This is a genomic window from Paenibacillus thiaminolyticus (genome assembly GCF_007066085.1).
In the GTDB taxonomy this organism is placed as follows: Bacteria; Bacillota; Bacilli; order Paenibacillales; family Paenibacillaceae; genus Paenibacillus_B; species Paenibacillus_B thiaminolyticus.
In genome coordinates this window covers 1,134,074-1,155,029 of sequence record NZ_CP041405.1, presented here as the reverse complement: position 1 = coordinate 1,155,029, position 20,956 = coordinate 1,134,074, and the positions used below count along the sequence as shown (strand labels likewise).

The following is a 20,956-nucleotide window of genomic DNA, read 5'->3' as shown; positions in this document are numbered from 1 at the left end:
GGCAACGAAATAGATATGAAAACGTTGAAAATATCAGAAGCTGTCGTTCGCAGACTGCCGGTTTATTTACGTCATCTGATGGAACTGAAGCAGCGAGAGGTTCTGACGGTTTCTTCACAGGATTTGGGTCAGAAGCTGGACCTCAATCCCGCCCAGATTCGCAAAGACTTGGCATATTTCGGCGATTTTGGACGCAAAGGAATTGGGTATGACGTCTCTTACCTGATTCAACAAATCCGCCATATACTGAAGCTGGATCAGATTATTAATGTCGGTCTCGTCGGAGCGGGGAAGCTGGGCCATGCATTGTGCAACTATACGGCATATATGAAGGACAATATGCGGATTGTGGCTGTATTCGACCAGCTGGAGCCGAAGGTAGGCACCGAGATCAACAATCTGCGCGTACAGCCGATGAGCGAGCTGGCGGACACCGTGCGCGAACATAAAATCCGCATCGGAATCATCACCGTACCCGCCTCGGAGGCGCAGCATGTCGCGGAGCAATTCGTCGACGCGGGAGTGGAGGCAATCTTGAACTTCGCTCCGGTTATTCTTCGCGTCCCGCCTCACGTGCGGGTGCATACCGCCGATTTTACGACGGACATGTTCAGTCTGGCCTATTATTTATCCGATGAGAGAAAGGAAGCTCCGGTAGAATGACGACGAAACTTATTATTAGTAACGGGAACTTTGCGTCACTTCGCCCAGGCGCGCAGCACACGGCGGTTACAGGTACGATGGTCATTGAAAATGACATGATTGTCTATGTGGGAGAACATTTGCCGCAAGAGCATGATACGCCCGAGGCGATGCGGATCGACGGCAAGGGGCTGTTCTTCATTCCGGGGCTCATTAATACCCACGGCCATGCGGCGATGTCGCTGCTGCGCGGCTATGGCGATGATATGGTGCTCCAGACGTGGCTGCAAGAGAAAATGTGGCCGATGGAAGCAAAATTCACTGCGGAGGACGTCCGTTGGGGGACGGCGCTCTCGGTTCTAGAAATGCTGAAAGGCGGGACGACGACATTCGTCGATATGTATGACCATATGGATGAGGTGGCCAAGGTCGTCGAGGAATCCGGCATGCGCGCCTGCCTGATGCGCGGCGCGATCGGTCTATGCCCAGAAGACGTGCAGGCAGCGAAGCTGCAGGAAGCCGTTCAATTCGCCCGCGAGTGGCACGGCAAGGCGGACGGCCGCATTACGACGATGCTGGCTCCGCACGCTCCGTATACATGCCCGCCGGGCTTCATCGAGAAGTTCGTGCAGGCGGCGCATGATCTCGATCTTCCGCTGCATACGCATATGTCGGAGACCGCGGCGGAAGTCGCCCAGAATGTCGCGGACTATGGGCTGCGTCCCGTCGCTCATCTGGAGAAGCTCGGCTTCTTCTCGCGCCCTTCCTTCGTGGCGCACGGCGTTCATCTGACCGATGAGGAGATCGAAGTATTGGCTCGCCATGACGTGGCCGTCTCCCATAATCCGGGCAGCAATCTGAAGCTGGCTTCCGGCGTGGCGCGGGTTCCGGAGCTGCTGCGCGCCGGCGTAACCGTATCGCTGGGAACCGACGGGCCGGCAAGCAACAACAATCTGGATATGTTCGAAGAGATGCGCTTGGCTGCCCTGATCCATAAGGGTGTATCCGGCGATCCGACGGCGGTTCCGGCGGCCGAAGCGATGCGTATGGGGACGCTGTACGGAGCGCAGACGCTCCGGGCAGAGAAGCTGGGTCTGCTGGAAGCCGGCATGAAGGCGGATATCGTGGCGGTCAATGTGAACCAGCCGCATTTCGTCCCGCATACCGACTTCGTCTCGCATATGATTTATTCCGCTTCCGCCAAAGACGTCGCTCATGTATGGGTCGACGGGCGCCAAGTGGTTAAGGACGGCCAGTGCCTGACCTTGGACGAAGAGCGCATTCTCTATGAAGCCGAGCGGTGCTTCGAGCGCCTGCTCGAGCGCTGACGGGAGGAGCGCATGGCCAGAAGCCGCAGTCGCCGCCGCCGCAACCGGTGGTTCATCGCCGTGCTGGCGTTCCTCGTGCTTATCCTATTCATTGTCGCCTTGGTAATGTACGTCAATTACATTTATTCCGATGAGCGGGTAAAAGAAGCAGAGATCCTGCAGCGCGCGCAGCAGGAAATGCCGTTGACCGAGGTAAACGGCATTGACAAGAGTATATGGGAAGAAGTCGTCTATGTTATTAATGGGGTCAACCAGGAAGAGAAGGCCGTCTGGGTATGGGTATTTCCCGATCGGGTCACCTCGATCCCGGCAGCCGACAGCGTGGATAAAGCCACGGTGAAGGCCACTATTCATCAGGCGTATCCGGATGCCCGTATCGTGCGGCTGCTGCCCGGATACAAGGATAATCAATATGTGTGGCAAGCCTTCGTCCAGCGTAAGGACGAGCAAGGGACGCGCCGGTATTTTTATCAGTTTTATTCCTTCTATGATGGTTCTCCCTTGGGCGAGATCTATGGATTGCCCAATCAATAGCCAAGGGCAGCTTGGACCTGCTCTTCCATTCCGCACCGCTTCGCTTCAGCGTGTTAACGCCGCTGAAGGGAGGCGGTGCTTTTTGCTGTGCTGGCAGTCATGGAACACTTTACATTCCGAAATCGTATATCATCTATGGTATACTAATGTATGTCATGAGTTGATAGATAAAAGTATGACTTGCACATATTTAGCACCGTATGTCAGCCAAAGCAGATGATTTCGTCTGCACGCCAGCAACATGTTCAGCCTGCAATTTTCAGTGCTATACAGGAATAGAAAGGGGTTTTCGTGGCATGACGAAGAACATTCGCATTGCGCCGACCCTGCTTATTATGCTGCTGACCGGCGGTATTTTATTCGGCGGGTGGGCCGTGTATCAGACAAAGTATGTGGAACAGCCCGTAGATCGCGTCATGCGGCAGCATGCCGAGATTACGAAGTATCAGGTAGATTGGCATTCGGATACGCTTAGCATTCAAATTCAGGCCGATCCGAACGCCGATATTCGTGAAGTGGTACAGAAGCTGAATAACGATATTGCACAGTATGCCAAAGGTAAAAAAGTGCAGATTGAATATATCAATGAGAACAGTACGCCATCGATTGACAAATGGTGGTCGCAGGCGCTGTTCGATGTAGCTCAGGCGATGGTTCACCGGAATTACAGCGATATTCCGAAGAAGCTGCAGGAGCTGAAGACGAACCAGCCAGACCTGGAAGTCGTGACGGAGATGGATAACCAGTATGTCTATATTCAACTGAAGGACAAGCAAGGCAGCAAGACGATGCTCTTGCCGCTGGACGGAACCGCAATGGGGGTGTGGCCGCATGAAGAACAGACTGTCGATCCGCTGGCCTGAGGCGGCTATCGGAGCGGCGATTTCGATCGTCATCTTCCTCGCTTTTCGTGGCGTGAATATCCTTCCTATCGTGTTGGCAGCCGTTGTATTAATCGTGCTATTGTATGCCGTCAAGCGGCGCGGCGGTGCCGGAGTGACGAACGGAAGCGCCCGCAGCGATTCGCGCAAGGCGGATGTAGCCCCGCTAAGCTTCGAGCAGATTGGCGGCCAGGAACGGGCGAAGAATGAATTAATTGAAGCGCTCGATTTCCTTGTTCGCCCGGATGAGATCCGGAAGTTCGGGATCCGTCCGCTCAAGGGCATCCTGCTAACCGGGCCTCCGGGGACAGGGAAGACGCTGATGGCCAAAGCGGCGGCGCATTATGCCGATGCCGTCTTCATCGGCGTCGCCGGGAGTGAGTTCGTGGAGATGTTCGTCGGCGTCGGAGCCGGCCGCGTGCGCGAGCTGTTCAAGCAGGCCCGGCAGCGCGCAGCCAAGGAGAAGAAGCAGAACGCCGTCATCTTCATCGACGAGATCGATGTCATCGGCGGGAAGCGGGAGGGCGGACAACAGCGAGAGTACGATCAGACGCTGAACCAGCTCCTGACGGAGATGGACGGGCTGTATGCCGACATGAGCCCGCGCATTCTCGTTATGGCCGCGACGAACCGCAAGGAGATGCTGGACAGCGCCCTTCTTCGCCCGGGACGGTTCGACCGCCATATTCAGGTCGATCTCCCCGATAAAAAGGGCCGGCTTCATATTCTGAAGCTTCACGCCGTCAATAAGCCGCTGGCCGATGACGTCGATCTGGAGCGGATCGCCGACGAGACCTTCAGCTTCTCCGGGGCGCAGCTGGAGAGCGTCTTGAATGAAGGCGCAATCTATGCGATGCGGGATGAGTCGGATGTCATTACGACGAACCATTTCTCCCAGGCGATCGATAAAGTGATGATGGGCGAGAAGATCGACCGGGAGACGAATCAGGAAGAGCGCCGGCGCGTCGCGATCCACGAGTTGGGCCACGCGATTATGGCGGAAGTGGTCCGTCCCGGCAGCGTATCCCAGGTGGCGCTCAGCCCAAGGGGACAGGCGCTCGGGTATGTCCGTCATCAGCCGCAGGAAGAGCGTTATCTGTACACGAAGCCGTTCCTGGAGGAACAGATTATGATTGCGCTCGGCGGAGCCGTGGCCGAGGAGATCTTCTACGGCAACCGCAGCACCGGCTCGCAAGGCGACTTCGATCAGGCGCTGAACATCGTCGACACGATGGTCAATGCGGGCCTGACGGAGTTGGGCATCGTCCGCTTGAAGCAGGTATCGCCTGAAGCCTTGACCCGGCAGACGCAAGTCATCATGGAGCAGCTCTTCCAGCGTACGCACGCGCTGCTGGGTGAGCGCAAGCCTGCCTTTGAGCGCATTTTGCACCAGCTTTTGAGCGAGGAAAATCTGAGCGGAGAGCAATTCCGGTGTCTATTATGTGACAGGCAGTAATTCCCAGCGTGAAAACACGCTGGGTTTTTCTTTTTATATGCAAGATTCATGTTATGATAGATTAAGATCCCTGTGCACTGATAACGAATGCCTGTTATCGGGTACACTATACAGAGCATAGATGGAGGAAAGGTGGAAGAAACCATGTTTTTCAAGAAAATCGGCGTCATCGGCGGCGGTACTATGGGCCAAGGCATTGCGGAAATGCTTGCTGTTAAAGGCTTGGACGTGCTGTTGGTGGAAAAGTCGACAGAGAAGCTGGATCATGCCTACTCGATGATTGAAGCGAGTCTGGACAAACAAATGGAGAAATGGGCAATCACCCAGGCGGAGAAAAAATTGATCCTGTCCCGCATACATAAAGTGACACATTTGGCGGAACTGGGATCTTGCGAATTGGTCATCGAGACGATCTCGGAGGATTTGGAAGCGAAGAAGCAAGTCTTTGCTGAATTGGATCGCGTTTGCCCAGGCAATATTATTTTGGCAAGCAATACATCCACATTGTCGTTAACCGAGCTGGCCAGCAAGACGAAATATCCGGAACGGGTTATCGGCATGCACTTTATTTATCCCGTCTCGAAGGTTGAGCTAGTGGAGATTATCCGCGGGCTGAAGACTTCGGACGCTACATTTAACGAAACAAAGCGCTTCGTCGAAGAGGTTGTGCAGAAGAAAGGCGTTATGGTCTATGAATCTCCGGGATTCGTGACGACGCGCGTGAGCTGCATTCTCATCAACGAGGCTCTTCATGTGCTCCAGGAAGGCGTCGCTTCGCCAGAAGATATCGACAACGCGATGCGTATCGGATACAATTTCCAATATGGGCCTTTGGAAATGGCGGACCGCTTCGGTCTGGATTCGGTATTGGCGGCGTTGGAACGCATGTTCCGCGAATTCGGCGATATCAAATATCGTCCGTCCGTATTGTTGAAAAAGATGGTGCGAGCCGGCCACCTTGGTGTGAAGACGGGCGTCGGATTTTTCAAGTATGATAAGGATGGGGATCGACTATGAAAATACTCGTAATCAACGCGGGAAGCTCCTCGCTTAAATATCAACTGTACGATATGACGGACGAGTCGGTGTTGGCGGCAGGCCGGGTAGAGCGCATCGGGATGGATTCTTCCATCCTCGTGCATGAGCCGCATCATACGGAAGAGATCACGGAAGTCAGCGAGATTCTCGATCACACGACGGCAATCCGCAAAGTATTGGACAAGTTGACCGATGCGGAAGTCGGTGTTCTGAAGTCGACCGACGAGATCGATGCGGTCGGCCATCGCGTCGTGCATGGCGGCGAATCGTTCAAAAATTCGGTACTGGTCGATTCGGAGGTCAAAGCCGAGATTCGTCGCTTGTTCGATCTGGCGCCGCTGCATAATCCGGCCCATATGATGGGGATTAAGGCCGTAGAGGCGAATATTCCGAACGTGCCGCAATCCGTTGTCTTCGATACGGCTTTCCACCAGACGATGCCAGAGAAAGCGTACATGTACGCCATTCCAAAAGTGCTGTACAAAAAGCATAAAATCCGCCGCTACGGCTTCCACGGCACATCGCATGATTATGTCAGCAAGCGCGCGGCCGAGCTGATGGACCGCCCGCTGGAAGAGCTGAAAATCATTACGTGCCATATCGGGAACGGGGCCAGCCTGACGGCGGTCGAGGGAGGCATCTCGGTCGATACGTCGATGGGGATGACGCCGCTTGAAGGCCTGATGATGGGTACGCGCAGCGGCGACCTGGACCCTGCGGTCGTTCCGTTCACGATGATGAAGGAAGACCTGACGGTCAATGAAGTCAATTCGATGCTGAACAAGCATAGCGGGCTGCTCGCGATCTCCGGCGTATCCAGCGATATGCGCGAGATTACGGACGGAATGGAAGCAGGCGAACCGAATTCGACGCTGGCGTTCGAGATGTACACGTACCGCATGCGCAAGTATATCGGGTCCTATGCGGCTGCGATGGACGGCGTGGATGCGGTCGTATTTACCGCCGGCGTAGGCGAGAACTCGGTCGTCATTCGCCAGCATGTATGCGAGAAGCTAACGTTCCTCGGCGTAGAGATTGATCGGGAGCTGAACAAGGTGCGTTCGAAGGAACCGCGCCGTATCTCGACGCCGAATTCGAAGGTGGACGTATTCGTCATTCCGACCAATGAAGAGCTAATGATTGCCCGCGATACGTATCGATTGGTTCAACAATCCAAACAATCGTAAGGGAGAGACGAATGATGACGACCACATGTGTCATCCGTGATGTCAACCGCCATGTGGGCGAAGAAGTTCGCATCGGCGGCTGGCTGCATAACAAACGCTCCAGCGGCAAGATTCAATTTCTGCAGCTGCGGGACGGCACCGGGTTCATCCAAGGTGTCGTCGTGAAGAGTGAAGTGCCGGAAGAGGTATGGGAAGCGGCCAAGAGCTTGACACAGGAGAGTTCTTTATATTTTACAGGGATCGTTCGGGAAGAGCCGCGCTCCAAGTCCGGCTATGAAATGACGGTAACCGGAGTCGAGATCATCCAGTTAACGGAGGACTATCCGATTACGCCGAAGGAGCATGGGGTCGACTTCCTGATGGATCACCGCCATCTGTGGCTGCGGGCGCCAAGACAGCGCGCCATCCTGACGATTCGCGCCGAGATTATTCGCGCGGTGCAGCAATTTTTCGACGAGCATGGCTTTACGCTGGTCGATCCTCCGATCTTGACGCCTTCCTCTTGTGAAGGCACGACGGAGCTGTTCCATACGAAATATTTTGAAGAAGACGCGTTCCTGACCCAGAGCGGGCAGCTCTACATGGAAGCTGCGGCGATGGCGCTGAACAAGGTGTACTCGTTCGGCCCGACGTTCCGCGCTGAGAAATCGAAGACCCGGCGACACCTGATCGAGTTCTGGATGATCGAGCCGGAGATGGCCTTCGTCGATCATGAAGAGAACCTGCGGGTGCAGGAGCAATTCGTAGCCCATATCGTGCAGTCCGTGCTGAAGAACTGCCGCGCCGAGCTCGATACGCTAGGACGGGATGTCTCGAAGCTGGAGAAGGTGACAGGTCCGTTCCCGCGCATCACGTATGATGAAGCGATTCAGTTTTTGCAGGAGCAAGGCCACGACATTCCGTGGGGCGAAGACTTCGGAGCGCCGCATGAGACGGCGATCGCCGAGAAATACGAGACGCCGGTGTTCATTACGCATTACCCGACATCGATCAAGGCGTTCTATATGAAGCCGGATCCGAACCGTCCGGAAGTCGTGCTCTGCGCCGACATGATCGCGCCAGAAGGCTATGGCGAGATTATCGGCGGCTCGCAACGTATCGACGATCCGGAGCTGATGCAGGAGCGCTTCCGCGAGCATGAGCTGTCCGATGAAGCTTATCAGTGGTATCTTGATTTGAGAAAATACGGTTCCGTGCCTCATTCCGGCTTCGGTCTTGGATTGGAGCGCACAGTGGCGTGGATTTGCGGGCTTGAGCACGTTCGGGAGACAATTCCGTTCCCGCGCCTGTTGTACCGTCTGTATCCATAACGGTCTGTATGCTGCGCAGCGCCGCATGGCGCCGCTAGGCACGGCCTGATAGCTAGCATATTATCCCGTATCGCTTCGGTGATACGGGATTACTGTTACACAAGTTCATGAATTTTTTGGAAACATTATCAATGTAAGCCTTACCAAAAGCATTCGTTTGTGCGACAATAAGGAGAGTATGTTGGGAAGAGGAGGTACCTTGGTGAGTGTAGACGGATTCCGGACCTTTGCCAAAGGGTTGGCGCTAGGCCTGCAATCGGGCAGCATTAGCGTGCCGTATCATTTGCTGCGTTACTATAAGCAATGGAAGTTGAGCGATTCGGATGTGATGCTGCTCATTCACCTCATCGGCTTCAAGCAGCAGGAGATGAAGGAGTTCCCGACAATCGACGAACTGCAGGAACGAATGGGAGCAGCTCCTGATGCGGTTATCAAATCGCTGCAGAAGCTGATGAAAGAAGGTTTTTTGAGTATAGACGACAACATTGATCCAGCGACGGATGTCCAGTACGAGCAATACAATTTGACCGGATTGTGGGAAAAGCTCGCCTTGGCAGCCGCTGAGGAAATCCGGGCAGAACGGCAGCGGCTGCGGGCGGCGGCGCCGTTGTCCGACGCGGAGCCTCCGAATCTATTTAATATATTCGAGAAGGAATTCGGACGTCCCCTCTCCCCGATGGAGTGCGAGACGATTGCCGGCTGGATTGACGAAGACCGGTATCCGGAAGAGCTGATTTTGCTGGCGCTGAAGGAAGCGGTATTCGCCGGCAAAGTGTATTTCCGCTACATCGATCGGATATTGCTTGAGTGGAGCCGCAACCGCGTCCGCACGATCGAGGACGCTAAGGTGTACACGCAGCGGTTCCGTTCCACCGGGAAGCTGCGCATTCCTTCCGATAATTGAGCATGAGCCGCTGCCAAGAATAGCTTCACCGTAACCCCCGGCACGAGTGAGAGAGACTCATCGTGCCGGGGGTATTCTTGTTGGAGGAGCCGCAGCTTCGGACTAGTGATGGCGAATGTCTGTCCGCTCCTCCAGCAGCGCGAGCGCTTCCGCGAGGTGATATAGTGCTATGTTGAGTTATGCCGTGTTATGGCGCTTATGCATACTCTCCCTTCGGCTCAGACTCCATCTGATCAAGGGGGATTAATTCGTAAGCAACAAGCACGCAGGGATGCCGGAGGAGCTTCGATTCTTCACACTTTTCACACAACCGCACTCTTAGAAACGTCATGTAACACGGATAACGGTATCATTTTGACAGGTGCATGGCGTTGCGGGCAGGGGGAGAGGGAGCCTTTTTTGAGAAGGGGATAGAAGAAGAGCAAACCTCCGATTATGTACCTGATTGAAGGGGAGAATGGAGCAAAGGGCTGGCTGCGTAACGGCCGCCGCGTGACCAGCTATCTCTTGAGCATAACTTCCGCAGCGGCTTCCGGAAAAAAATACGATCGCTTGGAAGATCAGTCTTCCCAAGCGATCGAAGGTGATGGCTATCGTCCCAGCGCCTTCATTCGATAGACATGCTCGAACAGAAATTCGAACGCCTCAAGATGGCGCTTCGCCTCGAAGCAGTTGGCCCCCCAAGTGTAAATGCCGTGGTTGCGCAGGACGACGCCCGGGATGTCCGGATTGAGCTTGGCCCTAATGCAGGGAACGATGCTCGGAATATGAGCGTAATTCGGAATGACCGGGATGTCGATCCGCGCATTTTCCTCCCAGATGTCGAAAGCTTTGATAAGCTCCACGCCTTGGACGGGAATATAGCCTTCGTCCCCATAGATCTCGGACACGATATTATTGAATACCGTATGAATGTGAAAAATGGCGCCTGCCCCGGTTAACCGGTAAATCTCGCAGTGGATGAGCGTCTCCGCGCTTGGCTGGAGCCGGGTCGCCTCACAGGGCTGTCCGGCTTCATCCACGAATAGGAAGTCCTCCGTCGTATGTACGGACTTGTCCTTGCCGCTGGCCGTAATCGCGAATTGAAAACGCCCCTCCTCGATGTCCCCCGTGCGAACGGACAGATTGCCGCTCGTCCCGGGAAACCAATGACGCGCTGCGAATTGTTCCTTGATGCTGCGCAGCTCGGCAAGGGCGTGCTGCTTTTCCTCGATAGTTAACCGGATGTCTATCATGAAGCCGAACCTCCCAGATGCTCGATAATATCATAAAACGTCCCGAATGGCGCATAAGGAAGATGCAGCTCTTCGCATTTGCTGATAAGCTGGGCCCGCGCATAGACGAACTCGACCAGCTTCGCTGCCGCGAAGTCCGTCACGCTGTCCCCAATAACGATCCGCTCATATTGTTCCTCCGGAAAGCGGCGGGCAATGGTTGCCTTGCACATGCCGCATTTGTTCTGGCACGGATCCTGGCAGGGATGCGGCCATGTAATCCGAATCGACTCTCCGCTGAAGTCACTTCCGTTGCAATAGATATGATCGAAAGGAATGCCGAACGGCTCAAGCAGCGGGTAGACGAAGAAATCGATGCCGCCGCTCGTGACGTACAGCGCGATATCGCTGTCGCGGCAGAAGCGGACGAATTCCTCGAACCCCGGCCGGATGACGGCTTGTCCGAGCGCAAACCTGATGACTTCATCCCGCATCGATGATGGCAGCAGAGCGAACATTTGCCCGACGCCTTCAGAAATGGAGATGCGTTCCTCCAAGACGTCCTGGACAATCGGTTCCCAGCCTGGCGGGTTGAAGTGGCGAATAATGGCGATAATATTGTCGTTCTCCGTAATCGTTCCATCGAAATCGCAGAAGATGACCCGTCGTTGGCCCCGGCTCACTGCTTCACCCCCCATGCTTGAATCGCGGCCCGCAGCTCTTCCTGATCGGCTGCCCGGCTTTCCAGTGTCTTGCCCTGCATGACGGCGTCGATAGCTTGCACGAATGCGCGCCCTCCGGCAGCGGTACCGAGCGGATGCCCATGGATGCCGCCGCCCGCATTGACAATGACATCGGTGCCGAAGTCGCGAATGATAAGCGGCACGATGCCTGGATGGATGCCGGCGGACGGCACCGGGAAGCTGCGCAGCAGCGCCATATCCGGCTGGGTGAGCGCATCGCGGATGGCGAAGGTATCCTCCGCCGGCATCGTTACGGAGCCGTATGGTGACGGGAACAGCACCAGATCCGCTCCGGCGAGCCGCATCAGCTTGCCGAGCAGCAATTGGGCCGCAATGCCGTGATGCGGCGACGGATACATGCTGCCGGCCATCGCCGGATGCGCCGCGATCGGCACCGATATATCCGGATCTGAGCTGAGCGCGTGCAGCACATCGTAGCCGTAGGCCAGCACATTGAACAGGAAGGCATTGGCTCCGGCTTCGATCGCGCGCAGCGCTTGATCCCGCAGCTTGAACGTCGGCCCGGTCAGGTTGACCGCATATAGCAGCCTTTGGCCGGTCTGCTGGCTGACGGAATCCGCCGCCTCCATGCAGGCCTTCACCCGGCGTTCGATTGGCGTCAGCGGATTTTCGAACAGAATTTCGTCGTCTTTAATGATATTGACCCCGCCCAAGGCCTGCTGCCGGAATTGTTCGGCAAGAGCCGGCAGATCATAGCCGATAACGGATTTGAAAATGCTCATCAGCAGCGGCCGGTCATGGACATCGACCAGCTTCCGCACTCCGTCCAAGCCGAACTTCGGTCCGGGGAACGCTTGCTTGAACGTATCGGACCATTCGATGTCCATCAGCTTGATGCGTCCATCCATAGACAGCTTCCCGAACATCGTCACGAGCAGCGCCGGAAGATCCCGGCTGTAGTTGACGTCGGGATAGGCGATCGTAATATCCGCATACCGCTCGCCCGGGATGTCGGATTCGCAAGGCACGACAGAGAGGACTTGTCCCAGATGCTTGGCCATATCCGCTTTTTGCGCTTCCGGCAGCTCGGTCCAACTGCCGACCGTCATACCGACGGCGATGCCTTCCGCCTTGCTGGCGAAGTCGGCCCGATCGTCATAAATGCGATACGTGGCGGTGCAATGTGCTTTCAATATGTCTCCCTCCCAATTTGTTCACCCATCTCTTGCGCGCGGGCTTCCGCGCGGTGGATAGCGGAACGCAGCGCCTGCTGGAATTGGTACTGCTCCAGCGTCTCGATCGCGGCTGCCGTCGTCCCTCCGGGAGAGGTCACCTTGCGCCGGAGATCGGCAGGCTCTTCTCCGGTTAGCCGCACCATCTCGGCTGCGCCCCGAACCGTCTGCACGGTCAACTCGCGGGCTTGCTCCGCGGAGAGCCCGCCGTCGACGCCCGCCGCGATCATCGCTTCCATTAAATAGTATACATATGCCGGGCCGCTTCCGGATAGGCCGGTAACCATATTCAGATCATGCTCGGCCACCACGGTTGCGTAGCCTACGGCCTGCAGCAGATGAAGCGCAGCTTCCTGCTGTTCAGCGGACGTCTCTTCCGACCAGCAGACGCCGGTGGCGCCGAGGCCGATCGAGCTGGATGTATTCGGCATTGTGCGCACGACGGGAACCGGACCTGCAATGCGCTGCATCGTAGCGATGGAGAGCCCGGCGACGACCGAGAGCAGGAGCGCACCCGGCTGAAGGCAGGTCTTCAGCTCGGCGAGTGCGCCTGCCGCATCTTTCGGCTTGACGGCGAGGAGGACGATATCGGCTGCTTGCAGCAGCCGTGATTTGCCCTGCGGAGAATTATCGGCGGCAACGCCGTAACGCCGCTGCAGTTCCTCCAGCCGCTCGGTATTGCTCCGGTTCACGACCGCGATCCGGTCCGGCGCGATCAGCTGCTTCTCCGTCAGGCCGCGAATAATCGCCTCCGCCATGGAACCGGCCCCGTAAATGCCGATGCGAAGCGAGCGGAACGAGTCGGTTATATGTGTATGTCGATTGTCCATCAGTATCATTCCTCTCTCTCTTCCTATCCCTATCGATTTGCTAAGCTTCTCTCTTTAAGAACAAATCTGTTCTGTTAGCAACGCTATCCTGTTAGGAACGAATCTGTCCTGTTCCGTAGATTCGGTACTTGCTTGAGGTTAGAGCCGGCAATCCCATCGGTCCGCGTGCATGCAGCTTCTGGGTGCTGATGCCGATCTCGGCGCCGAAGCCGAATTCGAATCCGTCCGTGAAGCGGGTCGAGGCGTTGTGATAGACGGCCGCGGCGTCAACCTCCTGCAGGAAGCGCTCGGCATGCCGCGCATTCTCGGTAACGATGCACTCCGAATGCATCGTGCCGTAACGCGCGATATGCTCCAAGGCGGCATCAAGCGAATCAACGATGCGCACATTGAGGATGTAATCGTTGTACTCAGTCGCATAATCCGCTTCGGCCACGGGCGCTACCGAAGGGTCAAGCGCACGCGTCTGCGCGCAGCCGCGGAGCTCGACATCCTGGGCCCGCATCTGGTCCAGCAGCGCCCGCAGATGCTGTTCCGCATACGACTTATGCACGAGCAGTGTCTCCATGGCGTTGCAGACCGATGGGCGCTGAGCCTTCGCATTGACGGCAATGGCTTCCGCCATCGCCGGGCGGGCCGATTCATCGATGTACGTATGGCAGATCCCGGCACCTGTCTCGATCACCGGAACGGTAGCATTTTGCACGACATTCCGAATCAGCGAAGCGCCTCCGCGCGGGATGACGACGTCGAGCAGTCCGTTCAGCTTCAGCATCTCATCGACCGAGGAGCGGTCCGGATTTTCAATCAATTGCAGCGCATCCGCCGGGAGCGCCGTCCCGGCAAGCGCCTCGTGCAGCACGGCGACGATGCGCTTGTTCGATTCCATCGCGGCCGAGCCGCCCCGCAGGACGACCGCATTCCCGGTCTTCAGGCAGAGGCCGGCCGCATCGACGGTGACATTCGGCCGTGCTTCATAGATCATGCCGATGACGCCGAGCGGGACCCGGATCTTCTCGACCCGCAGGTCATTCGGACGGGTGAACGTGTCCAGCACGTCGCCCACCGGATCGGGCAGAGCGGCGATCTGGCGCAGACCTTCCGCCATCGCTTCGATGCGGGCGCTGTTCAGCGCCAACCGATCGAGCAGGGAAGGGGAGGTGCCTTGCTGCCGGCCGTTCTCCAAGTCCTTCGTATTAGCTTCGATAATGGAGCGTTCTTGCTCCAGCAGTTTATCCGCCATTTGGTGCAGCGCCGCATTTTTCTCTTTCGTGGTCAACCGGTTCATAATCTGGGCCGCTTGCTTCGCGAGCCCGGCTTTGTTACGCACTTCACTCATCGTAGTTCCTCCTCCATATAAAAATCTATTTTTGCCGAAACATTAGGAACGCAGGGTAACCCATTCATCCCGGTGAATGACTTCGATCCGGTTCACTTCCATCCGCTTCATCACTTCGTCGCTCGACCAGCCGGCCGCCGTGCGCAGCTGATCCGAATCGTAATTGACGATGCCTCTGCCGATAAGCCGCTCATCTGGACCGATGACTTCGACCACATCGCCGGAATGGAATTCGCCTTCGATCGATCGGACGCCGGCGGGCAGCAGGCTGGAGCCTTTGGCCAGCAGCGCCTCCTCCGCCCCGGCATCGACACTGATGCGGCCATGCGCCGTCGAATGGAATCCGAGCCACTGTTTCTTCATCGGCAGCGCATGAAAATGGGTGTCGAAATAGGTCCCCTTCCCGTCGCCATCCACCGCGTGCAGAAGATCGCCCGGTTCATTGACCTTGCCGACAAATGCGGGGACCCCCCCGCGCATAGAGATACGTGCCGCGTCCAGCTTCGACCGCATCCCGCCCGTGCCTACAGAGGAGCCTGCTCCACCGGCATACGCATACAGATCCTCGTCAATCTGATCGACGCGCTCGAAGCGGGTCGCCTCGGGATTTGTCCGCGGATCGGCCGTATATAAGCCGTCCGTATCGGTGACGATAATGAGCCGGTCCGCGTGAACCAGATTGGCGACGAGCGCAGAGAGCGTATCGTTATCGCCGAATTTCAGCTCCTCGACCGAGACGGTATCATTCTCATTAATAATCGGGACGACCTCTCTGGCCAATAGCTCCTGCAGCGTCATATACGCATTATGGCCCCGGCGGCGGTTCGCGAAGTCGGAGCGGGTGAGCAGAATCTGGGCCGCAGGGACTCCATGCAGCTGCAGCTCCTCCTGGTACGCCTGCATCAGCAGAGCCTGCCCGACCGCGGCGGCCGCTTGCTTCTCGTGCAGCTGCTTGGGCCGTTCCCGGTATCCGATATGCCGGAACCCGGCCGCTACCGCTCCGGAGGTGACCAGCACAACCTGGGCCTCGCGTTGGCGCAGGGAGATCATTTCCCGGACATAGAAGGAGACCCGAGCGCGATCAAGGCCGCCATTGTCCGACGTAAGGGAACTGCTGCCGATTTTCATTACGATGCGTTGCAATTCAATCACTTCCTGCCGTTATACTGCGTGCTTCTATACCTGTTGCGGAATATAAAAAAACTTTCGTCCTATAAAGGACGAAAGTTGAACTTCCGCGGTACCACCTTTGTTGAAGACGGACATCATCCTCGCGTCTGCCGGCCATCGCAGCATGATGCTGCTCATGATCAACGGCCTTGCGCGGGATTGCTCCGCTTCCTGCTTCCTGCCGATAACGGGGCTGCCGTTCAGCTTCACGATTCATCGCTTACGCCGACCGCTCAAGGATAGGTTCGGTAACGGTCAACGGCGGTGCTTGCAGCCGGGGCATCCGCTCTCTGGGCATGACTTGGTTACGTACTGGTCCTGTCATCGCGTTCCATGTATCCGGCGCCTGCCGTTCCATTGCGGCGGCGCGGTTACCCTTAGAATACCATGCGGTTCTGAGACGTGTAAAGCGGCCGCTAGCTACGGATTGTCAACGCTGGGCGGAACGTTGTCCATTCACAGCAGATCGGATGCCGTATCAGCCGCCGAACAGACCGAGCGCTCCGATGCGTTCCGCCGCCTCGATCAGCCGCTCCTCCGGCGCGAGCAGGCCCAGCCGGACATATCCTTCGCCGTGCCCGCCGAATCCGATGCCCGGAGCGGTCACCACATTCGCCTGCTCCAGCAGCAGATCGGCGAAGGACGCCGACGAGAATCCGGCAGGCACAGGGAGCCAGCAGAAAAAGGAGCCGGCCGGCGGCGGCGCGTTCCAGCCAATGCGATGCAGCGCCGCGTAGAGCGCATTGCGCCGTGATTCATAGGCCCCACACAGCTCGCGGACGCAGTCCTGCGGTCCGGTGAGCGCGGCCGCCGCTGCGGCCTGCACCGCGCCGAACAGGCTGACGTACATATGGTCCTGCATCAGATTGATGAGCCGGATGATCTCGGCGTTGCCCACGGCGAAGGCGACGCGCCAGCCGGCCATATTGTAGGTTTTGGACATCGTATAGAACTCGACGCCGACCTCCTTCGCTCCCGGGAGTTCCAGGAAGCTGATCGGACGGTGGCCGTCGAAGCCGATCGCGCCATAGGCGAAATCACTTGCCACGACAATACCGTTCCGTTCAGCGAAGCGAATCGTCTCTTCGTAGAACCGACGATCCGCGATTGCAGATGTCGGATTGTTCGGGTAATTGAGGAACATCAGCTTCGCCCGTTCCAGACATGCGGTGTCAATCCGCTCATAATCCGGCAAATATCCGTTCGCCTCAAGCAGCGGCATCATGACCATCTCCGCTCCGGCCAACGCGACGCCGGACCAGTAATCGGGATATCCGGGATCCGGAACAAGACAAACGTCGCCCGGGTTCAGTAATATCTGGTTGATCTCTACGAGCCCGGTCTTGCCGCCGAAGAGAACGGCAACCTCGGTATCCGCATCCAGCTCGACGCTGTAATCGGTCATGTACCGTTCCGCGACGGCCTCCTTGAGGAAGCGGTAGCCTTGGAACGGGGGATAGCGGTGATATAACGGATTGGCAGCCGCTTCCTGCAGGGCGGCGACGATATGCGGAGAAGTCGGCAGATCGGGATTGCCTTGTCCGAGATTGATAACATCATGACCGGCTGCGACCCTTGCTTGGGCGCGCGCAACCAGAGTGGCGAAGAACTGCTTCGGCAGACCGTTCATCCGATCTGCCGGCACGATTTGGGGTATAGTAGGCTTCATCGTCAATCACTCCAGACACATATATCGCCAAGCGCGAAGATTAACGATAATTTAACATGTTTTTCCGGAAGTGTATATACCTCTTTTTAATACGATGAAAAGGAAGCAGCCGTCCCGAGGGTCAGCTGCTGGAAGGCGTCACTTGCTTCGGGGAGGCCGGAGCGAGCAACTTCTGCATGAACGGCTTCACGTTCGACGAAATACGCAGAAGGAACGGCTTGCGCTGCTCGGAGAAGACCAGGAGCAACGGATCTTTGTCCGGACAGTAGATTAAGAAAACATCTTTCGTCTTCAATGGCCCCGGCGGGAGCTTGATCTCTACGGGCGCTTCCAGCGGGATGCGGACGATATAGCCGCAGCGGCTGTCGAGCGTCATCTGGGGAGCGAGGCCGGTAACGGATTGAAGCCATTCCCGGGCGGCAGCCTGATGTTCTTCCTGGTTCGGAATCGTCTTAATAATGCGTTCCTGCTGCATGTCGAACAGCTGAACGGGAGGAACCTTCGCCGACGGGGCGGTGTTCCCGGGCTCGAATTCCGCAGGGAAGGCGCCGGCGGCGGCGGTCCAAGCGAAGATTCCGATCAGCAGCGCGGCAGCAGCAGCTCGAATTGCTTGACTTATCATAAGGAAAACTCCTTTCATCTCGGTGCCGTAATAGAGGTTCAGAGAGTCGTTGTTGAGCACGAACCTATAGACCTTCTTTAGTGTGTCCGGCTTGACTCCATTCCATGAAAAGGTATCATGAAGGAAAGTGTGGAAAAACTGGACCGAACGAAGGAGCGTGGCAATCGAATGAAGCCGGAAGCATGGAGAATATGCCTGATTCAAATGGATGTCAGCATCGGAGAGCCGGATCGCAACGTCGACCGTGTACAGCGCCGCATCGAGCAAGTGATGGACAGTCCGGAAGGCCGGCCTGATGTCATCGTGCTGCCGGAGATGTGGAATACGGGCTATGCGTTGGAAAAGCTCGATCAATTGGCAGATCCCGGAGGGGAAGCGGCGCGGGAGCTGCTGTCGGAGCTTTCCGCCCGGTATGGAGTGAATATTGTAGGAGGATCGGTATCGGTACGTGAGGGAAGCCGCTTCTATAACCGCCTGTATGTAACGGATCGCCAGGGACGGATTGCAGCTCAATACGATAAAATTCATCTGTTCCGGTTGATGGATGAGCATTCGTATTTGACTGCGGGAGACATGCTGGGACGCTTTGAACTGGATGGTGTGGCGTGCGGTGCCATCATTTGCTACGATTTGCGCTTCCCGGAGTTGGCCCGCACGCTGGCCCTCGACGGCGCGGAGGTGCTGTTCGTGCCGGCCCAATGGCCGCATCCGCGCCTATACCACTGGCGCATGCTGCTGACGGCCCGGTCGATTGAGAATCAGATGTTCGTCGCCGCCTGCAACCGGGTCGGAACAAGCATAGGTGCGGACGGAACGGCGTCCGCCTTCTTCGGTCATTCGGTCGTGCTTGATCCTTGGGGAGAACCCATCGCAGGGGCGGAAGAAGAAGAGACGGATATTTACGCAGATATCCCGCTGTCATCCGTAGAGGAGGTCCGCAGCCGCATTCCGGTCTTCGCGGATCGGCGGGAAGCGTTGTACCGCGGAAGCGGGCAGGTCATTGCGGCCAAGGAGAGGGAATGAGCACGCCTTCGCGTTCGAACCGGCACGGCCGGACACGGCGAGGCGGATTCCAGCGGAAGCTCATTATTCTGGCCTCGGTGCTGCTTGCTGCGGCCGTTGGCCTCGGTGTCTGGTTCGCGCTTCAGCCTGAGGCAGGATTTGGGGGCGGGCCCGGTAACGGTGCGGGCAATGCCCCGCCGTTACCGGGCGGTAAGCCAAGCGGGGACGAAAGAACAATCGCCGAACAGAAGAAGGAAAGGGAGTTCATTGAACGGACGCTGTCTGGCATGTCGCTCGATGAGCGGATTAGTCAAATGCTAATGGTCGATGTGGAGGCGGTCGCCCAAGAAGCCGGCGGCGTCCAACTGGTGGAAGCGATGCAGCAGCTCCATCCTGGCGGGGTCGTCCTGTTCCGCGGCGATATTCCCGATATCCGCACGGTCTTGACGCTGAATCGCCAATTGCAGCAGACGGCTGCCATTCCGTTATGGATCAGCACCGATCAGGAGGGCGGCATCGTCACGCGGCTGCCCTTCGCCTCGGCGATGAACGGCAATATGGCGATCGGCGCGACGGGGCGCCCGGAAGCGGCCGCCAAGACAGGGGAAGTGCTCGGCCAGATGCTCGCCAAGCTGGAGCTTAATCTCGACTTCGCCCCGGTCGCCGACATCAACAGCAATCCGGACAATCCGGTCATCGGCCTCCGCTCATACGGATCGGATCCGGCGCAGGTTGCGGATTTCGTCAAGGCATTCATCGGCGGTATGCATGCCGCCGGGCTGCCTGCGGTGGCGAAGCATTTCCCCGGGCATGGCGACACGGCAACCGATTCGCATATCGGGCTTCCGAAGCTTGATTACGGCCTCTCACGCTTCGAATCCGTCGAATGGGTGCCATTCCGGGCCGCGATCGCGGAAGGCGTCGATGCGATTATGAGCGCACATATTCAAGTGCCGCAGCTGGAGCCGGCGACAGCCGTCTCGAAGCTGGACGGGAAGCCGGTTACGCTGCCCGCGACCTTGTCGCCCGAGCTGCTGACCGGCGTGCTGCGCGAACAGCTTGGCTTCCAGGGGGTTATCGTGACGGATGCGCTCAATATGAAGGCTATCGCCGATCACTTTGGAAGCGAGGAAGCGGCGGTCATGGCGGTGAAGGCGGGAGCGGACATGCTCCTGATGCCGCCGGAGCCGGCCGCGGCGGCGAGCGCGATCCGCAGGGCAGTGGATGCCGGCGAGCTTGAGGCCGCCCGGATTGACGACAGCGTCCGCAGAATATTGCGGATGAAGCGGAAGTACGGCCTGCTGCCGGACACGGCCTCCCCGCCCGTCCCGCTGGAGGATGCAATCCGGGGAGCCGAAGCATATTTCCAATCAGGCTCGGCGGAGCAGACGGCCGACTGCATCGCGTCCGAAGCCGCGACCGCATGGGGGAGCGGAGTGAAGACGAATTTGCCGCTGCTTCGCGGGGACGGCCGCCGTGTCATCCTCATCGGGGATCAGCGGACGGTGCTGGAGCGCGTACAGCGCGAGATCGAAGCGGCCGCTTCCTCTGCGGCCGGGGGGAGCATCCAGGTCGAAGCGCGGACGCCAATGGAAGCCTCATCGACCCGGCAATGGCCGACCGGGACGATCGCGGTCTGGGTTACGCAAGACCTGCATCATAACCGCACCAGCGCGGAGACGGCGAGAAGCTGGTTCCAGGCTGCCGCGGAGCAGGGCATTACGGCTGCGGCGCTGTCGGTCGGGACGCCTTACGATATCGCTGAACTGCCGGATATCCCGCTCGGCATCGCTGTCTACGGGACGACGGCCAGCAATCTCCGCGCCGGGGTTCAGGCGCTATTCTCTGCCGAACCGCCCGCAGGCAAGCTGCCGGTGACGATGCCCTAGACAGA

General features: G+C 57.6%; 19 protein-coding genes. 11 read left to right on the top strand and 8 right to left on the bottom strand.

Annotated features, from left to right (window positions below):
* Positions 1 to 15 precede the first annotated feature (15 nt).
* The 9 genes from FLT43_RS05160 to FLT43_RS05120 all read left to right on the top strand — a co-directional run bounded on the left by FLT43_RS05160 (position 16) and on the right by FLT43_RS05120 (position 9,280).
* A complete protein-coding gene (locus tag FLT43_RS05160; protein WP_087441895.1) occupies positions 16 to 663 on the top strand; it encodes a redox-sensing transcriptional repressor Rex in 648 nt (215 codons plus the stop codon).
* Complete coding sequence (locus tag FLT43_RS05155; RefSeq protein ID WP_087441894.1) at positions 660 to 1,970, top strand: amidohydrolase; 1,311 nt, start codon at positions 660 to 662, stop codon at positions 1,968 to 1,970. The genes FLT43_RS05160 and FLT43_RS05155 overlap by 4 nt, the downstream gene beginning before the upstream one ends.
* 12 nt (positions 1,971 to 1,982) lie before the next feature.
* The gene (locus FLT43_RS05150) at positions 1,983 to 2,504 is read left to right on the top strand and encodes a DUF5590 domain-containing protein (protein ID WP_087441893.1); all 522 of its coding nucleotides are present in this window, start codon (positions 1,983 to 1,985) and stop codon (positions 2,502 to 2,504) included.
* Between the two features lie 296 nt (positions 2,505 to 2,800).
* Positions 2,801 to 3,367: a quinolinate synthase gene (locus tag FLT43_RS05145; RefSeq protein ID WP_087441892.1), complete on the top strand. Its 567-nt coding sequence runs from the start codon at positions 2,801 to 2,803 to the stop codon at positions 3,365 to 3,367.
* Positions 3,336 to 4,841 carry an AAA family ATPase gene (locus FLT43_RS05140; RefSeq protein ID WP_087441891.1) on the top strand — a complete coding sequence of 502 codons (1,506 nt, stop codon included), beginning with the start codon at positions 3,336 to 3,338 and terminating at the stop codon, positions 4,839 to 4,841. Before FLT43_RS05145 ends, FLT43_RS05140 begins: the two co-directional genes overlap by 32 nt.
* Positions 4,842 to 4,985: 144 nt before the next feature.
* Positions 4,986 to 5,858 (top strand): 3-hydroxyacyl-CoA dehydrogenase family protein, encoded by an 873-nt coding sequence (locus FLT43_RS05135; RefSeq protein WP_087441890.1) that lies wholly within the window; start codon positions 4,986 to 4,988, stop codon positions 5,856 to 5,858.
* Positions 5,855 to 7,066 (top strand): acetate kinase, encoded by a 1,212-nt coding sequence (locus tag FLT43_RS05130; protein WP_087441889.1) that lies wholly within the window; start codon positions 5,855 to 5,857, stop codon positions 7,064 to 7,066. Before FLT43_RS05135 ends, FLT43_RS05130 begins: the two co-directional genes overlap by 4 nt.
* A 14-nt stretch (positions 7,067 to 7,080) precedes the next feature.
* Positions 7,081 to 8,376: an asparagine--tRNA ligase gene (gene asnS, locus FLT43_RS05125; protein ID WP_087441888.1), complete on the top strand. Its 1,296-nt coding sequence runs from the start codon at positions 7,081 to 7,083 to the stop codon at positions 8,374 to 8,376.
* A 202-nt stretch (positions 8,377 to 8,578) separates the two neighbouring features.
* Positions 8,579 to 9,280, top strand: a complete 702-nt coding sequence (locus FLT43_RS05120) for a DnaD domain-containing protein (RefSeq protein ID WP_087441887.1) — start codon at positions 8,579 to 8,581, stop codon at positions 9,278 to 9,280.
* A 590-nt stretch (positions 9,281 to 9,870) separates the two neighbouring features.
* Here FLT43_RS05120 and mtnB read toward each other — a convergent pair.
* From mtnB to FLT43_RS05080, 8 genes are all read right to left on the bottom strand, one after another.
* Complete coding sequence (gene mtnB / locus FLT43_RS05115; RefSeq protein ID WP_087441885.1) at positions 9,871 to 10,515, bottom strand: methylthioribulose 1-phosphate dehydratase; 645 nt, start codon at positions 10,513 to 10,515, stop codon at positions 9,871 to 9,873.
* Positions 10,512 to 11,177: a 2-hydroxy-3-keto-5-methylthiopentenyl-1-phosphate phosphatase gene (locus tag FLT43_RS05110; RefSeq protein WP_244194141.1), complete on the bottom strand. Its 666-nt coding sequence runs from the start codon at positions 11,175 to 11,177 to the stop codon at positions 10,512 to 10,514. Before FLT43_RS05110 ends, mtnB begins: the two co-directional genes overlap by 4 nt.
* Positions 11,174 to 12,391: a 2,3-diketo-5-methylthiopentyl-1-phosphate enolase gene (locus FLT43_RS05105; RefSeq protein WP_087441884.1), complete on the bottom strand. Its 1,218-nt coding sequence runs from the start codon at positions 12,389 to 12,391 to the stop codon at positions 11,174 to 11,176. The genes FLT43_RS05110 and FLT43_RS05105 overlap by 4 nt, the downstream gene beginning before the upstream one ends.
* On the bottom strand, positions 12,388 to 13,269 hold the full coding sequence (proC, locus tag FLT43_RS05100; protein WP_087441883.1) for a pyrroline-5-carboxylate reductase: 882 nt from the start codon (positions 13,267 to 13,269) through the stop codon (positions 12,388 to 12,390). Before proC ends, FLT43_RS05105 begins: the two co-directional genes overlap by 4 nt.
* Before the next feature lie 82 nt (positions 13,270 to 13,351).
* Complete coding sequence (locus FLT43_RS05095; RefSeq protein WP_087441882.1) at positions 13,352 to 14,599, bottom strand: glutamate-5-semialdehyde dehydrogenase; 1,248 nt, start codon at positions 14,597 to 14,599, stop codon at positions 13,352 to 13,354.
* 42 nt (positions 14,600 to 14,641) lie between these two features.
* On the bottom strand, positions 14,642 to 15,727 hold the full coding sequence (proB, locus tag FLT43_RS05090; protein ID WP_373994965.1) for a glutamate 5-kinase: 1,086 nt from the start codon (positions 15,725 to 15,727) through the stop codon (positions 14,642 to 14,644).
* 520 nt (positions 15,728 to 16,247) lie between these two features.
* Positions 16,248 to 17,438 carry a pyridoxal phosphate-dependent aminotransferase gene (locus FLT43_RS05085; protein WP_087441880.1) on the bottom strand — a complete coding sequence of 397 codons (1,191 nt, stop codon included), beginning with the start codon at positions 17,436 to 17,438 and terminating at the stop codon, positions 16,248 to 16,250.
* Positions 17,439 to 17,559: 121 nt separating this feature from the next.
* On the bottom strand, positions 17,560 to 18,060 hold the full coding sequence (locus tag FLT43_RS05080) for a type IV secretion system protein VirB6 (protein WP_087441879.1): 501 nt from the start codon (positions 18,058 to 18,060) through the stop codon (positions 17,560 to 17,562).
* 168 nt (positions 18,061 to 18,228) lie between these two features.
* Here FLT43_RS05080 and FLT43_RS05075 point away from each other — a divergent pair, with 168 nt between their 5' ends.
* Positions 18,229 to 19,083: a carbon-nitrogen family hydrolase gene (locus FLT43_RS05075; RefSeq protein WP_087441878.1), complete on the top strand. Its 855-nt coding sequence runs from the start codon at positions 18,229 to 18,231 to the stop codon at positions 19,081 to 19,083.
* Positions 19,080 to 20,951: a glycoside hydrolase family 3 N-terminal domain-containing protein gene (locus tag FLT43_RS05070; RefSeq protein WP_087441877.1), complete on the top strand. Its 1,872-nt coding sequence runs from the start codon at positions 19,080 to 19,082 to the stop codon at positions 20,949 to 20,951. The genes FLT43_RS05075 and FLT43_RS05070 overlap by 4 nt, the downstream gene beginning before the upstream one ends.
* Positions 20,952 to 20,956: the final 5 nt, after the last annotated feature.